Raw genomic sequence first — 13,317 nt, 5'->3', positions numbered from 1 at the left:
AGCTAATATAATCGGCCTCATAGGATAGGTGACTCTTCTTTATTTCATATAAAGATAAAAATTAATACCAGTAAATCGAATAAATGTGGAAAAAATATAATAAAACGGCTGTGGCTATCCGCCTGATAATGTGTGTATTCTAAGTCAAGCCGCGTTTGTAGGGCGTTTAAAGGCTGAAGGGTTTTACGTTCACGTTGCTTGCATCGGATTTTTTGTAGGATAACCGGCTACTTTCCATACAGTTTCATCGGGTTTACAACGGACTTGAGAGACGTCTGGATCGGATTTTAATAGGGTTATAGTAGAATTAACGGCTACTTTCCGTGCAGTTTTATCGGGTTGACAACGGACTTGATAAACACCTGGATCGGAGTTGTGGTAGAGTTATAGTAGAATTACCGGCTACTTTCCGTGCAGTTTCATCGGGTTACAACGGACTTGATAAACGCCTGGATCGGAGTTGTGGTAGAATTATAGTAGAATTACTAGCGTATCAACATAAAACAAAGCTATTGTATCAGTTTGATAAATAATTTTAAAACAAATGCGCAATTAATAAAAAATATTATTAAGTTTGGTCTCATTCAACTGACACGCGGCATCCACGTCATTTGCCGACTAAACGCATCAATACATATGATACAACCAAAATGGAAACCGCTGCTGTTTTCCGGGGTAATGGCCGCTTTAGCACTGCCCGCAGCCGCACAGGAACTGAAACCGGATCAGGCCAAAGCCCTGGTGTCCGCAAAACAAGGAACGATCGTAGAACTGCCCGGATTCTTAACCGAGAAAATTCCGAACATCGATTATCACAAAGTGCCGATGGCTGGTCCGCAACACGTCATTTCTGACGATCCGGAATACATTCGTGTACCGGAAGCCATTGCCCTGCAGGAAGCAGTGACCCCGGGCGCTGTTCGGCTCTATGTTTATAATGTGAACGGGGTAAAGGAGCCGGTAAAAATCGATCGCCGTATTACGGCGGTGATTAAAAATACGGGTACTGGGGTGATGCACCTGCGCATGTTGCGTTATTCGTCGCAAAAGCCTAGTACGAATTACTACCTGTGTGGCAAACAGGGATTGGCTGACTTCTTCGCTTCCAAACCTTCGGACGTGATCCGCAGCATTAAGCCGGGAGAGGTAGTGGCTATAGACGACAAATTCGAAAAGGCGATCGTGAAATATGATGAGCTGGTACACGGGTTCTACGAGTTCGTGATCGACCAGCCGGGGGAGATCAGTGTGATTCAGACGGATATAAATACAAGTGGTCCTAAAGCCTACGCGCGGATCAAAACAGTGTTGCCCAGCAAAAGTCAGAGCGGTGCTGGCCGTGGCGTGTTCGGGGTGAGCAACTACTGCATCGTGAACAAAGCGGTATATGATACGAAAGAAGGTACAAAAGAAATTATCGTGGCCGATGGCGATCTCGATCCATGGGTGACAGGTAAATCGGCCATCAGCGAAGGCATTGCGGAACTGGCCGGTAACTACGGCGTGATGTACAATATCGAGTTAAAGTGGAAGAGCACCGATGGTAAAGGGCTTGCGCTCGTGACCTGGAACTCCCGCAGTGGTAATAGTCAATGGTGTGGTGGTATGGCCAACACCATGGTGGTAAGCGGTGGTAAGTTCAAAGAAGGCATCATCCAGCTGCCGAGCGACCGGCTGGTGACCAAAGCCGCGCCGGAAGCCATCCTTGTACAGGTGTTTAAGCCTGCTGCTAACGGAGAGGAGCAAACGATTAAGATGACCTATTCGCCGCCAGGTGCATCGTGCCTGCCGACGCCATTGGTGTTTATACCGGTGGATATCAGATAATGCTACTGGCCGCCGGGATAAACGGCGGCCTTTTTTCGGCGCGCGGCCGGCTTTGCGAGCCTTCCATGGTATCGTATTCCGGGTGGCCTGCTATCTGTGCACAGCGCATCGTGTCCCTGTAGTGGCTATCCACGTTCCGGCCAATTACCAAATCTAACTACCATCACCTCCCATACCACGCTATTGTATCGCCCGATGGCTCGCTATTTGCATTGCCAGGTATAAATAGCTTGTTATGCCCGAAGGCCCCTCCATCGTTATCCTGAAAGAACTGGTAGAAAGTTTCACTGGCAAGAAGGTACTGGAAGTATCCGGAAACGCGCCGGTAGATCTCGATCGTCTCGTTGGTCAGAAAATCACCGGCTTCAAATCCTGGGGCAAACACTTTCTCATCTGTTTCAAAAAATTTACGGTGCGTGTGCACTTTATGCTGTTCGGCTCCTACAGCATTAACGAGCGGCGTGATAAAGTGCCGAGAATGCGGCTCACCTTTGCGAAAGGAGAGTTGTCGTTCTATGCCTGCCTGGTTAAGATCATCGACGAGCCGCTGGACGAGGTGTACGACTGGAGCGCCGATGTAATGAGCGAACAATGGGATCGCCGCGCCGCCAGGGCCAAACTAAAGCAGGTACCCGACATGATGGCCTGCGATGCGTTGCTCGACCAGCACATCTTTTCGGGATCGGGCAACATCATCAAAAACGAAGTGTTGTTCCGCATTCGTGTACAGCCCGAAAGCCGCATTGGTGCCCTTCCTCCTAAAAAGATCACCGAAATGCTCACAGAAGTCGTCAAATATAGCTTCGACTTCCTTCACTGGAAAAAACAAAACACCCTCAAAAAGCACTGGCTGGCGCATACAAAGAAAATTTGTCCCCGCTGCAACATTCCCTTCGAAAAGAAATATGCGGGCAAAACCAAACGCCGTAGCTTCTTTTGCCATAACTGCCAGGAGCTGTATACCTAGTTTTACGCGAACGGTTAGCTGCTTTGACATTTGAATTGTACTTTGCGGCAAGGCGGTAGCATCCGCCTATAACCAGTTTGTTTATGATCAGAAACAGTATTAAGTGGATGGGCTTCGCAGCATTACTTTGCGGCCCCGTAACAGTGAGCTTTGCACAACAACAGCCCAATTTTCTTTCTTATGTTGATACCCGTATCGGTAACGTAGGCCAGTTGCTGGAACCTACGCGCCCCACGGTGCAATTACCCAATCAGGTGATGCGTATGTATCCCATCAGGGCCAATTACATCGACGATCAGATCAGCAGCTTTCCGCTACTGGTCGTGTCGCATCGCCAGGGAGAGGCTTTTTCACTCAAACCCGTTGTAGGAGAAGTGAGCCCCGAAAGCTTCCGTAAACGTATGACCTACGACCACGACCTGGAAGTACTAAAGCCGTGGCAGTATGAAACGTTTTTGGTGGATGATGATATTACGGTAGGATTTACGCCCGGTGAAAAATCGGGCATCTACCAGGTAAAGTTTCCAAAGGGTAAACCGCACTACCTGCTGCTCGACGATTATAACGGCGGTAAAAACAGCTGGTCGCTGAACGGTTCTGAGCTTAACGGCCATACGATCTTTCATGGAGACGTAAACATTTATGTATACGGTGTATTCAACGCCAAACCCGCATCGCAGGAGGCCCTCAATAAAAATCGCTTAGCGGTCAAGTTTGATGCCGATGTTGTGGAGCTTCGCTACGCCGTATCCTTCATCAGCGCAGAACAGGCAAAACAGAATTACCAACAGGAATTAGGCAATGGCATCACGCCGGCAGCGTTAGCTAAAAGAGGAGAAGCCGCCTGGGCCAAAGTAATTAACCAGGTGCAGGTGAAAGGTGGTACAGAAGCGCAGAAACGCAGCTTCTACAGCGCCCTCTATCGCTGTTACGAGCGAATGGTCAACATCACCGAAAACGGCCGCTACTACAGTGGTTACGATAAACAGGTACATACCTCCGACCGCCCGTTTTATGTAGATGACTGGAGCTGGGATACTTACCTCGCTCATCATCCTTTAAGAACGATCTTACATCCCGCGCAGGAAGAAGACATGCTGAACTCCTACGTTTTGATGTATGAACAAAGCGGCTGGGTGCCTACATTCCCGCTCGTATACGGCGATCATGCCTGTATGAACGGCTTTCACCCCACCATCACTTTCCTTGATGCGCATAGAAAAGGATTGAAACGTTTTAACCTGGAGAAAGCTTACGAAGGATCTTTAAAGAATGCCGACGAAGCCACCATGGCACCCTGGAAGAACGGGCCTAAAGGTCCGCTCGACGACTTCTATCACAAGAACGGCTATTTCCCCGCATTGGCGAAAGGTGAGGAAGAAACGGATAAAATCATTCACAGTTGGGAAAAACGCCAGGCCGTAGCTGTTACACTTGGCGGTGCTTACGACGATTGGGCAGTAGGGCAACTCGCCACCACATTGGGTAAAAAGGCCGATGCCGATCGTTTCGCCAAACGTGCCCTCAACTATAAAAACCTGTATAATCCCAAATACAAAATGTTTATCCCGAAGGATAGCAAAGGTAATTGGGTAGAAATCGATCCAAAGTGGGACGGTGGCATGGGCGCCCGCGATTATTATGATGAAAACAATGGTTACACCTTCCAGTGGCAGGTGCAGCACGATATTCCCGGTTTGCGCGACTTAATGGGCGGCGCAGCCGCGATGGAAGCCAACCTCGACCAGCTATTCCGCGAGGGATTGGGAAGAAGCAAATACGAGTTCTGGTCAAAGCTGCCCGATGCTACGGGCAACGTAGGACAGTTCTCTATGGGCAACGAACCCAGCTTCCACATCCCGTACCTGTACAACTACACCGGCTCTGCCTGGAAAACCCAGAAGCGTATCCGCTTCCTGCTGGATGTTTGGTATAAAGACAACATTTTCGGCATTCCCGGCGATGAAGACGGTGGCGGTATGACTGCATTCGTTGTCTTCTCCTCCCTCGGATTTTACCCCGTAACTCCTGGTGAACCAGTGTATACGATCGGTAGTCCGCTGTTTGAAGAATCGGCTATCAAACTGGAGAACGGCAAAACGTTTAAAGTGATCGCTAAAAACAGCTCGGTTGTCAACAAATATATTCAACGGGCACGGTTCAACGGTAAAGTGCTGGACAAGCCTTTCTTTACGCATGATCAGCTGATGAACGGCGGTGTGTTGGAATTGGAAATGGGGGCGAAGCCGAATAAGGATTGGGGTAAGTAATTTGAGAAAAAAGCCGCCGGGGTGACCGGCGGTTCTTTTGAAAGGAATTTATTCACATGCGTTCGATGCGTTAAGAAAAAATATTAAGTGATTTTTACGGTGATTCTGTAGTGCCATCGAGCCAACTGCCTGACAAATGGAATACTTTTGATACCCAAAATGATCAGGTTCAGTTAAGTGGAACTACCATTAGGCCTGATAATGGTGGAGCAGGAAATGGCAGCACTGGCACAGGTAGTGAAGGAAATGGGGGAGGAATGGGAATGCCTGGACTTACGCCAAATCACCCCCGAGGTGGAGGTAGTTACGCGCCGCCGCCTACTGTATTAGGTAATACAATTGTGGCTCCGGTCCCAATTCTACGCCCACATCCAATTGTTATAGTAATAGTTGTGGCGGTTGTGGCATATGAAATTTACCAGTATACTCATAACGATGGTTATCAAGTATCCCTGCCAGCCATTCCTTATCTTTTTTCAAAAGGGGGTAAAAAGCAGGTATGGCCAGATGGCTATGCAAAGCCAGATCCCAATAAGATAGACTGGAGTAAGTCTGACGATGATTTAGCCACCGAACTTAGTGATCCAGGTGATAAAAGAGGTCCCAATACGCCACATAACTGGATGAAGAAATAGTTTAGGGACAAGCGCCCGAAAAATACTAAAAAATAGTTCGATGAGCAATGTAAATGAAATCTCAGAGGTATATCGGAAATACTTAATCAAGTACACTTTTGGGAATGTTGGTTATTATTCGGTTGTTGGGGCTGATACGTCTTTAGAAGATGCTCCCGATAAGATCATGGTTGATCAAAAAGGGGATATATTGCTTTTTAGGACACCATTGTCTTTGTATAGTTTTATTTCCTCCCATTCCTATTTTTTTGATAATGAAACGCTTCAAAAGTGGGTTGATCGTAATAATATGAATGCAATCCCGTATGCTCAAATAAATCTGGACGCTTTGATAAGCGAAAAGATCTTAGATAAGAACGTAGATGTTTTTGAAGAGATATTTAGTGTTCTTGGTATGGTTAAGGATTATGCACAGCAAGTTCAGAATGCTTTACTTTTGAACATTCTTGAAGGTGAAATTATTTGTCAACTCAACGATAAGTTGGCAGATTATTATCTTTGGAAGGAGGTATCGGAGTTGGTGTTATGTAATGATGTTGATTTGATTAGCAAGGTCCTTAGAGAAGTTTACTTACAATTGTCTGCCCGATTGTATATTATTGGATAAAATATATCAATTTAATTATAGCTAAAAACCCGCGCAAGACTGCGCGGGTTTTTACTTTATAAAGAATACGCTTTTTTAGTTTTGTTATAAGTGATAGCCATATCAATGAAATAATAAATCTTCTCCTTCTCGTCCGGCGGTAGCGCTTCAATATCCTCCATTCTTTTAAGCAGCTTTTTATCCAGCACCATGTTGGCTGCTCCTCCCATCAGGTAATCTATTGTTACCTCCAGTTCGTCAGCAATTTTTTTGGTAACTCAATAGATGGTTTAATCTCCCCGCGCTCGTACCTGCCGATGATGGGTGCGGAAGTGCCGGCCTTTCTAGCCAGGTCGTCCTGGGATAGTTTAAGCTGCTTACGTTGCAGGGCAATGCGTTCGCCAAAAGTCAAAAAAAGTGCTTTAAATGCCCCGTAAATGCAGGGGTTAACAAATTTAAGTTACTTATTGATGCTATGCAAAGCAAATAGGTATTGGCAGTTTAAAACGAATCCATTGCTTTTGTTACCAATAGGTACTAAAAAATAATTTTCACTATGGCACACAGTTACTGTTTTGAAGCTGGTCGGTATAGCGACGGGGGGCGGTTCTGGAAGTCTTTTTACTACAGGAGTTCGAAGCATGAGAAATACCGCCTCTCCGTTTGAAGCTGGTCAGTCACCCCTTGCATCAGGCGGGCAAGTATCGAGAGCGGCAGCAGGTGTAGAGGTCGGTACTGTCGAAGGAACTGTGGAGGCATCAGTAGTCGGAGGGGAGCGCAAAGGGCTGCTCAATATTCGCAAGGTTGGTCAGATGCAAGTCTTCAGAGCACAATAGAAAAGTTTGCACCTGGAGCAGAGGGAGTCGTTAGCGGCCAGAAAACTATATATACAAGTGAAACCGGTATTCAAGTTGTGGTTGATAATTCAGGGGATTATTTTCGGATTCAAAATACAAATTTGCCAGGAAAAAGGACTTATTTAGACCTCAATGGGAATGTACCAAATAATGAAGTAGTAAATGGGCGTACTATAGGTAGAACTCAGGCGGAATATAACCAAGTTACTCACTTTAATAATATTGATAGATGAAATATAGAGCAATAGTTGTTCCAAAAACCAAAGAAGCTGAGCAATCATTAGATTATGATAAAGTAATGCCAGAACAGTTATTAGAAGTCGTATTAGATGAAGACGAATTTGATAACTTATTGGCGATTGGTTTTTTTGAAAGAATCAATAGCATTGCAGGCTCTAATATTGACGATTATGAAGATGAAAATATAACGGATGAGGAGAAGTTGAAAGAAATATTGAGGAGTGAAATCTTCTCTCATAGTGCTGTGACAAATAAGCTAAGTCAACTTAGGAACCTTTTTGAGGAAGCTATAAAGCGGAAAACCGGTATCTATTTTTATTTTTGAAGTAATTGGAAAATAACACCCCAATACGCTAGTAGTCGTCGCTTATCGCGCGGACTGTTGGTTTATAGACATATTTTAAATGGTATATAAGATACCGTAACAAGCTATCTTTAAAACCTTTTTTTGAAAAAGCCGGCGGGCATGCGGGGAAGGCGGTATTTATTGTCCGTTCGGGTTGACGATGCAGGGGATATCTTCTACTACGGCTGGGGTGCGGGAGAACAGGTTTCGGTATAATGGAAAGGAGATACAGAGTAACGACTTCTCAAATGGGGGGCTGGAGTGGTATGATTATGGGGCAAGGATGTATGATGCGCAGATAGGGAGGTGGAGTGTTACTGACCCACTTTCTGAAAAGTCGACGAGGTTTGCCCCATATACATACGCCCTAGATAATCCAATATGTTTTATCGATCCTGATGGGATGGAAGCGCTGACGTTTACCGGGGCCGGTGCTGAAACGATGTTTAAAGCACTCAAAAGTACGATGTCAGGAACAGATGGAGAGCCTAGCAAGAAAGATGAGAAAGCGAAAAAACAAACTGACTATGTCTGGCAGAAGGACTGGAGTTTAGGATATACTTTACCAATTTATGAAATTCAGTCGGAACGAACTATCGACGGATTTCCTGCTTCTATGGTTGAAAAGGCAAGGTATTATGATTACTATAAGGGCAGTTGGCAAGCATTTCAGGATGCTGTAAATAGCCAGTCGAGAGTGTTTTGGTTCATTGAAAATGTGGAGGTGCCACTAGTGGAATTAGTCGCTGCCTTGGGATTTGAAGGGTTAGCGGCTAGCGGCATTTTGAAGTCGGGGGTACAGTTCGGTGCAAAATCGGCGTCAAAGGTGGCAGCTAAGGGGGGAGTGAATTATTTAAGTTCACAGGTACAGCCGCTAAGCACATGGATGAAGCAGGCCGTATGATACCTATTCAGACTCTAGATGACATAATAAAAGCCCCGATGTCAGTAGTGAAAGATCCTCAGGGTACAAATGCACTAATGCATTATTCACAAATGTGGAAGAATGGCAAGCTATATAATGTAGAGGTTTTATATGACAAAGGAGCTAATACAATAATGCACTTTAAATATACCCAAAAGTCCTTGGGTTCTTTACCAGCAATAAATTGATAGTAAATTATGTTTGAAAAAAATGATAAAAGAAGATTATATTGGCTAATTGACCAATATTTATCCGAACAAATAAATGGGTGGACATTTTGTAATGAATATTACTACTCTTATGGCTTGGAGATTGAAAATGGTGATTTGACAGACATAGAACAGTCTGCGTTTTTTGAATTGGATAAAATAAGCAGTAGATATACTGATGTTCAAGAGGATTTAGTAAAATATCCAGGTACTTATTACGATGAAGAACAATTAAGGCAGAAGATAATCGAAACCAAAGAGAAGTTACACGAGCAAAGCCCGCAATAGCGGGCTTTATTATTTATTAAAAGTTTTTTTCGTTTTGTAGTTCTGAATAACCTTTTCAATAAGAAAGAACAGGTACTTTTGGTGTCCTAATCCCGTTTCTCAATATCCTCGATTCGTTTTAGCATGTCCAGAGCGGCCAGTTATCCCTTCACCGATTAGGGAACCCACGCTTAAATTGAAGCCCTCGTTGTTGTATATTCTGGTCATGTTGACCCACTATTCTGGGATGTTGACCCACCTGCGAAGCAGGTAAAAGTGATAAGAGCTTTTGCGTGTTAAAAGTAAGACTTGTTATTGATTTGCTTTCCCCTTTTTCCGTCTCATAGAATCACCCTTTAATTCTATTCGTTGTGCATTGGCTGTCATTCTGTCCATAATAGCATCGGCCAGCGTTGGGTCGTTGATATATTCGTACCATTTTGCTACCGGAAGTTGGGAGGTGATGATGATGCTCTTTTTGCCATACCTATCTTCCAGGAGTTGCAATATGGTTAATCTGACCTCCTGAGTCATAGGTGCCAGGCCAAAGTCGTCTAATATAATGAGCGTTTGGCGTTCCAGGTGATTTAGCATCCTGATATAGGAGCCGTCGAGCTTCGACAGTGTAATCTTTTCTATCAGGCGATTCATGTTCAGGTAGGTAGTTTTATGTCCCTGCAAGCAGGCCTGATGGCCCAAAGCACAGGCCAGGTAACTTTTTCCGCAGCCTGTTGCACCCGTAATAAGAATATTTTCACCCTGGGCCAGGTATCGGCCCTCAGCAAGACCGGCCAGCTGCTGTTTGGTAATATTGCGGGCTGCTGAGCACTCTATCTGTTCAATAGTAGATGCCAGCCTTAATTTAGCCAGCTTAAGGTAGTAGGCTGTTTTTTCATTAGTGCGGTTAAGTAATTCTGCCTGTACAAGGTGGGCTACCTGGTCATGGCCTTCTAACTGCTTGTTTAAAGGCAGTTCCAGTTGCGAGCGATAGGCCTGATACATGCCGGATAACCTGAGTTGTTGCATTTGCTCCAGTGTTTGAGTAGTGTTCATTGCTGTCGTGTTTTTGATGAAATTTTGTTTATTGATAATGATCTTTGCCTCTTATGTTGTCATGATCCGGGATTGGTATTCCGGTTTGAGGAGGCACCTGTTGGTCCAGACCTCGTTCCAGTATGTTTTTGATCATGATATAGTTAACCCTGCTGCCAAGCAGGGCTCTGGTGCAGGCGGCCTCCAGGCGCTGCATCGAATACTTCTTTTGTAGCATCAACATGCCGAAGCAGGACTTGTAATTTTGCTCCATATAGATGCTATTTTGCAGGATTAATGAGGCTGCCTGGTGCGTTGCGGTGCCAATGCGTAATGCGTAGGCTAACAGGTCATCGCGATTCCATCCTTTGATTTGTTGCATACGCTGGTGGTTAGGCGGCATATGCTCCGCAAGGGTGGTATAGGCCTGTTTTGTATTACGCGGGTGTAATGCAATACGCTCATAGTCAAGATAGATTTCCACTGTTCGGGCGTCATAAAGTACCCTTACCTTCTTTCCTGTATACTGAAAGGGGACGCTGTAATACCGGTGATCTTCAGACAACTGAACGTGATAGTTACGCTGGACAGTCAGCACCACTACTTTTTTGGGGGTAAATGCCGCTGTTGGCAGCGGTTTTAACAAGTTTTGCTCATCCTGTTTAAACAGATAGTTACGACTATAAGGTGTCTTCTTATAGGGCTTGTCGTTAAGTAAAATGAGCTGTTGTGCGATGGCAGCATTCAATGCTGCCAGACTGGTGAAGTCTTGGTTACGCAATGGCCCAAAAATACTGTTGTATACAATACTGACGGCCCGTTCCACCATCGCTTTGTCGCGAGGGCTATATGGCCTTGTTGCGCTGAAGGTGGTAGCGTAATGCTCGCCGAGCTGAGTGCAAACGTCGGTAAATATGGGTTCGTAACGATCCGGGCGGATCACCGCTGTTTTTAGGTTGTCGCATAAAATCGTGGCGGGGACGCCACCGTAAAACTTCAGCATGCTATTAATGCAGTGGGTAAAGTCGGCGGTTCGCTGTGAGTGTACAGCCTGACAAAAGATAACACCACTGAAAGGAAGAATAGCGATAAAGACCTCACACTCAATATACTCACCCGTAGAGGAGTCAATGTAATGCAGCTTTTTGCCCGCAAAGTCAACCATGATCGTATCTGCCGGGCTGTATTGCAGATGCATGGATAGGTCCCGGCTTTTAAGATACTGAGCGAAGTGATAGCAATAATGACTATAAACATAGCCATCCGCGTGTTGATCTATGTATTCCTGCCAAAGTAAAGCGCGGGTAACCCCTGTTTTGCTGATTTCATTTTGCGCATACTGAAAATGGGTGGTCAGCTGAGCTAACCGTTGCTCGTCATGCACAAGCAAATCATTGTTATAGGCAGTATCTGCTAGTTCCTTATCTGTTAAGGCATGGGTTGATTCCGTCTTCTCTGCTATCAATTCAAGATATTTACGGACCGTATTGCGGCTGATGCCGATACGACGCGCCATCTCACGGATACCGATACCATCTTCCTTTAGTTGAACGATCTGTTTTAATTGTTCCATCGCTATAGGTTTTTGCGCCATGCTCCGTTTTTGGGAGCAAATGACTGCAAAAACTCTTATTACCGACGTCCGCAGGTGGGTCAACATGCCAGAATGCCAGTCGACTCAAACTCCGAAAAGGTGGGTCAGCAACCCAGAATCCCGATCCATTCCATTCCGAAAACGGGGTGGGTCAGCATCCCAGAATCCGGCAACCAAAAGGGTGGGTCAACATCCCAGAATGGTGGGTCAACATAAAACAGAATGGTGGGTCAGCATGGAACAGAATTTACAGTTGTTATGCTGTAATAAGGAAAGTAGGTCGTTTGAAAGCAATGCATCTAACACCCTAGCCCCATCCCTACAAATGCTCCCTGTTCTCCAACACATCCTGCCACTCCGGCATCTTCTTAAACATCGCATGCGCAAAAGGACATAACGGCAACACTTTCAGCCCATGCTCACGCACATAGTTCACCAGTTCCGCCTGCAATCTTTTGCCAATGCCCTGGCCGCCTAAGGAGTCATCTACTTCGGTGTGTTCGATGATCATCTTGTGTTCGCCGGCCATTACGTAGGCCATTTCGGCCATCTTAACGCCATCTACCATAAAGTCGAAGGAACCGCGTTTGCCATGCTGGCCCTGGTGTTGTGTATGTTTGATTTCTGTCTGTGACATATCTTTATTTTTTAAGAAAGGACTTTCGTTAGGTAATGGAATAAAACCATGTTCGCCGGGAACAGGATCGAAGGATTGCTCGCGCCACTTTTGTTTGGCGGCTTCGATGAGGGCGCGGTCGCTGGCGACGAAGTTCCAGTCGATATAACGCGGCTCGGGGAAGGGTTCACCACCTACGATGTAGATGGTGGTATTAGCTTGCATCTTAAAGGCGCAGAATATTTCAGGTTTAGCCACCAGCAGTTGTTTGGGGCCAAATACATTGCCTTCGCTTTCTACATTGCCTTCCAGAATATACATGCCCCACTCGCCATATAAATGCGGGCCGATGTTCACGGTTTGTTCGCTGTCACTTTTCAGTTCCAGGAAAAAGAGTTTGCTGTAAACGGGCACGGGGCTCTTTTTGCCAAAAGCTTCTCCTGCAATGAGTTTGATGTTGACGCCGTCCTGCTGCCAGTGGGGCAGCTCGTCCGCCTCGATGTGTGCGAACGACGGGTCCATTTGTTCCAGTTCTTTAGGCAGCGCCACCCATATCTGCAGGCCGTGCATATGTTTATCGCTGTGACGCAGATGGTCGGGCGTGCGTTCGGAGTGAACGATGCCTTTACCGGCCGTCATCCAGTTCACCTGGCCGGGTTTAATTTCTACCTCGGTGCCGAGGCTGTCTTTATGCATAATATTACCCTCGAACAAAAAGGTGAGGGTTGACAGGCCAATGTGCGGATGGGGGCCGATGTCCACGTTCTGGTGGTCGTTCATGTTCACAGGACCCATATGGTCGATGAACACGAAAGGGCCTACCATCTTCTTTTCGCGGAAAGGAAGCAGGCGGCCTACCATGAAGTTGCCGATGTCGCGGGCACGTTCTTCGATGATCAGCTGTATGTTCGACATGTTATTCGGTTTACGGTGCCTAATATACAAT

Annotated in this window: 14 protein-coding genes and 1 pseudogene; 10 read left to right on the top strand and 5 right to left on the bottom strand. The window is 45.9% G+C overall.

The annotated features are described in order from the left end of the window. Positions 1 to 636 precede the first annotated feature (636 nt). The 6 genes from MKQ68_RS14385 to MKQ68_RS14360 all read left to right on the top strand — a co-directional run bounded on the left by MKQ68_RS14385 (position 637) and on the right by MKQ68_RS14360 (position 6,306). The gene (locus tag MKQ68_RS14385; RefSeq protein ID WP_264279735.1) at positions 637 to 1,827 is read left to right on the top strand and encodes a copper amine oxidase; all 1,191 of its coding nucleotides are present in this window, start codon (positions 637 to 639) and stop codon (positions 1,825 to 1,827) included. A gap of 235 nt (positions 1,828 to 2,062) precedes the next feature. Beyond that, on the top strand, positions 2,063 to 2,794 hold the full coding sequence (locus MKQ68_RS14380; protein WP_244839353.1) for a DNA-formamidopyrimidine glycosylase family protein: 732 nt from the start codon (positions 2,063 to 2,065) through the stop codon (positions 2,792 to 2,794). 83 nt (positions 2,795 to 2,877) lie between these two features. After that, complete coding sequence (locus MKQ68_RS14375; RefSeq protein ID WP_264279734.1) at positions 2,878 to 5,064, top strand: GH92 family glycosyl hydrolase; 2,187 nt, start codon at positions 2,878 to 2,880, stop codon at positions 5,062 to 5,064. A 177-nt stretch (positions 5,065 to 5,241) separates the two neighbouring features. After that, positions 5,242 to 5,394: a hypothetical protein gene (locus MKQ68_RS14370; RefSeq protein WP_244839349.1), complete on the top strand. Its 153-nt coding sequence runs from the start codon at positions 5,242 to 5,244 to the stop codon at positions 5,392 to 5,394. A 71-nt stretch (positions 5,395 to 5,465) separates the two neighbouring features. Beyond that, positions 5,466 to 5,699 (top strand): hypothetical protein, encoded by a 234-nt coding sequence (locus MKQ68_RS14365; protein ID WP_264279733.1) that lies wholly within the window; start codon positions 5,466 to 5,468, stop codon positions 5,697 to 5,699. A gap of 40 nt (positions 5,700 to 5,739) precedes the next feature. Continuing rightward, positions 5,740 to 6,306 carry a hypothetical protein gene (locus MKQ68_RS14360; RefSeq protein ID WP_264279732.1) on the top strand — a complete coding sequence of 189 codons (567 nt, stop codon included), beginning with the start codon at positions 5,740 to 5,742 and terminating at the stop codon, positions 6,304 to 6,306. 56 nt (positions 6,307 to 6,362) lie between these two features. Here MKQ68_RS14360 and MKQ68_RS14355 read toward each other — a convergent pair whose 3' ends face one another. Then, complete coding sequence (locus tag MKQ68_RS14355; RefSeq protein WP_244839347.1) at positions 6,363 to 6,515, bottom strand: hypothetical protein; 153 nt, start codon at positions 6,513 to 6,515, stop codon at positions 6,363 to 6,365. A 14-nt stretch (positions 6,516 to 6,529) separates the two neighbouring features. Next, complete coding sequence (locus tag MKQ68_RS14350) at positions 6,530 to 6,697, bottom strand: helix-turn-helix domain-containing protein (protein WP_264279731.1); 168 nt, start codon at positions 6,695 to 6,697, stop codon at positions 6,530 to 6,532. Positions 6,698 to 7,371: 674 nt separating this feature from the next. On the opposite strand from MKQ68_RS14350, the gene MKQ68_RS14345 reads away from it, so the two are divergent. From MKQ68_RS14345 to MKQ68_RS14330, 4 genes and pseudogenes are all read left to right on the top strand, one after another. Beyond that, the gene (locus MKQ68_RS14345; RefSeq protein WP_244839346.1) at positions 7,372 to 7,707 is read left to right on the top strand and encodes a hypothetical protein; all 336 of its coding nucleotides are present in this window, start codon (positions 7,372 to 7,374) and stop codon (positions 7,705 to 7,707) included. Between the two features lie 181 nt (positions 7,708 to 7,888). Beyond that, positions 7,889 to 8,074: pseudogene (locus tag MKQ68_RS25930) on the top strand (RHS repeat-associated core domain-containing protein); the annotation flags it as partial. 57 nt (positions 8,075 to 8,131) lie between these two features. Next, the gene (locus MKQ68_RS14335; RefSeq protein WP_264283671.1) at positions 8,132 to 8,632 is read left to right on the top strand and encodes a hypothetical protein; all 501 of its coding nucleotides are present in this window, start codon (positions 8,132 to 8,134) and stop codon (positions 8,630 to 8,632) included. Between the two features lie 218 nt (positions 8,633 to 8,850). Then, positions 8,851 to 9,150, top strand: coding sequence for a hypothetical protein (locus MKQ68_RS14330; RefSeq protein WP_264279730.1), 300 nt, complete (start codon positions 8,851 to 8,853; stop codon positions 9,148 to 9,150). Positions 9,151 to 9,441: 291 nt separating this feature from the next. Here the strand turns inward: MKQ68_RS14330 and istB are convergent, their stop codons facing one another. The 3 genes from istB to MKQ68_RS14315 form a co-directional block, all read right to left on the bottom strand. Continuing rightward, entirely contained in the window at positions 9,442 to 10,182 is a 741-nt protein-coding gene (gene istB / locus MKQ68_RS14325) for an IS21-like element helper ATPase IstB (RefSeq protein WP_264279729.1), read from the bottom strand. A gap of 28 nt (positions 10,183 to 10,210) precedes the next feature. Next, positions 10,211 to 11,734, bottom strand: coding sequence for an IS21 family transposase (istA, locus tag MKQ68_RS14320; RefSeq protein ID WP_264279728.1), 1,524 nt, complete (start codon positions 11,732 to 11,734; stop codon positions 10,211 to 10,213). A 340-nt stretch (positions 11,735 to 12,074) separates the two neighbouring features. Continuing rightward, positions 12,075 to 13,286 (bottom strand): bifunctional pirin family protein/GNAT family N-acetyltransferase, encoded by a 1,212-nt coding sequence (locus tag MKQ68_RS14315; RefSeq protein WP_264279727.1) that lies wholly within the window; start codon positions 13,284 to 13,286, stop codon positions 12,075 to 12,077. Between the last annotated feature and the right edge of the window lie 31 nt (positions 13,287 to 13,317).

The organism is Chitinophaga horti, assembly GCF_022867795.2.
Classification (GTDB): domain Bacteria; phylum Bacteroidota; class Bacteroidia; order Chitinophagales; family Chitinophagaceae; genus Chitinophaga; species Chitinophaga horti.
This window is presented reverse-complemented; position numbering and strand designations above follow the sequence as displayed.

Excerpts from the sequence above, each read along its gene's own strand:
- MKQ68_RS14375 (WP_264279734.1), top strand. The coding sequence starts at position 2,878 with ATGATCAGAAACAGTATTAAGTGGATGGGCTTCGCAGCATTACTTTGC.
- MKQ68_RS14360 (WP_264279732.1), top strand. The coding sequence starts at position 5,740 with ATGAGCAATGTAAATGAAATCTCAGAGGTATATCGGAAATACTTAATC.
- MKQ68_RS14380 (WP_244839353.1), top strand. The coding sequence starts at position 2,063 with ATGCCCGAAGGCCCCTCCATCGTTATCCTGAAAGAACTGGTAGAAAGT.
- MKQ68_RS14345 (WP_244839346.1), top strand. The coding sequence starts at position 7,372 with ATGAAATATAGAGCAATAGTTGTTCCAAAAACCAAAGAAGCTGAGCAA.
- istB (WP_264279729.1), bottom strand. The coding sequence starts at position 10,182 with ATGAACACTACTCAAACACTGGAGCAAATGCAACAACTCAGGTTATCC.
- istA (WP_264279728.1), bottom strand. The coding sequence starts at position 11,734 with ATGGAACAATTAAAACAGATCGTTCAACTAAAGGAAGATGGTATCGGT.
- MKQ68_RS14385 (WP_264279735.1), top strand. The coding sequence starts at position 637 with ATGATACAACCAAAATGGAAACCGCTGCTGTTTTCCGGGGTAATGGCC.
- MKQ68_RS14315 (WP_264279727.1), bottom strand. The coding sequence starts at position 13,286 with ATGTCGAACATACAGCTGATCATCGAAGAACGTGCCCGCGACATCGGC.
- MKQ68_RS14335 (WP_264283671.1), top strand. The coding sequence starts at position 8,132 with ATGGAAGCGCTGACGTTTACCGGGGCCGGTGCTGAAACGATGTTTAAA.
- MKQ68_RS14330 (WP_264279730.1), top strand. The coding sequence starts at position 8,851 with ATGTTTGAAAAAAATGATAAAAGAAGATTATATTGGCTAATTGACCAA.
- MKQ68_RS14355 (WP_244839347.1), bottom strand. The coding sequence starts at position 6,515 with ATGGGAGGAGCAGCCAACATGGTGCTGGATAAAAAGCTGCTTAAAAGA.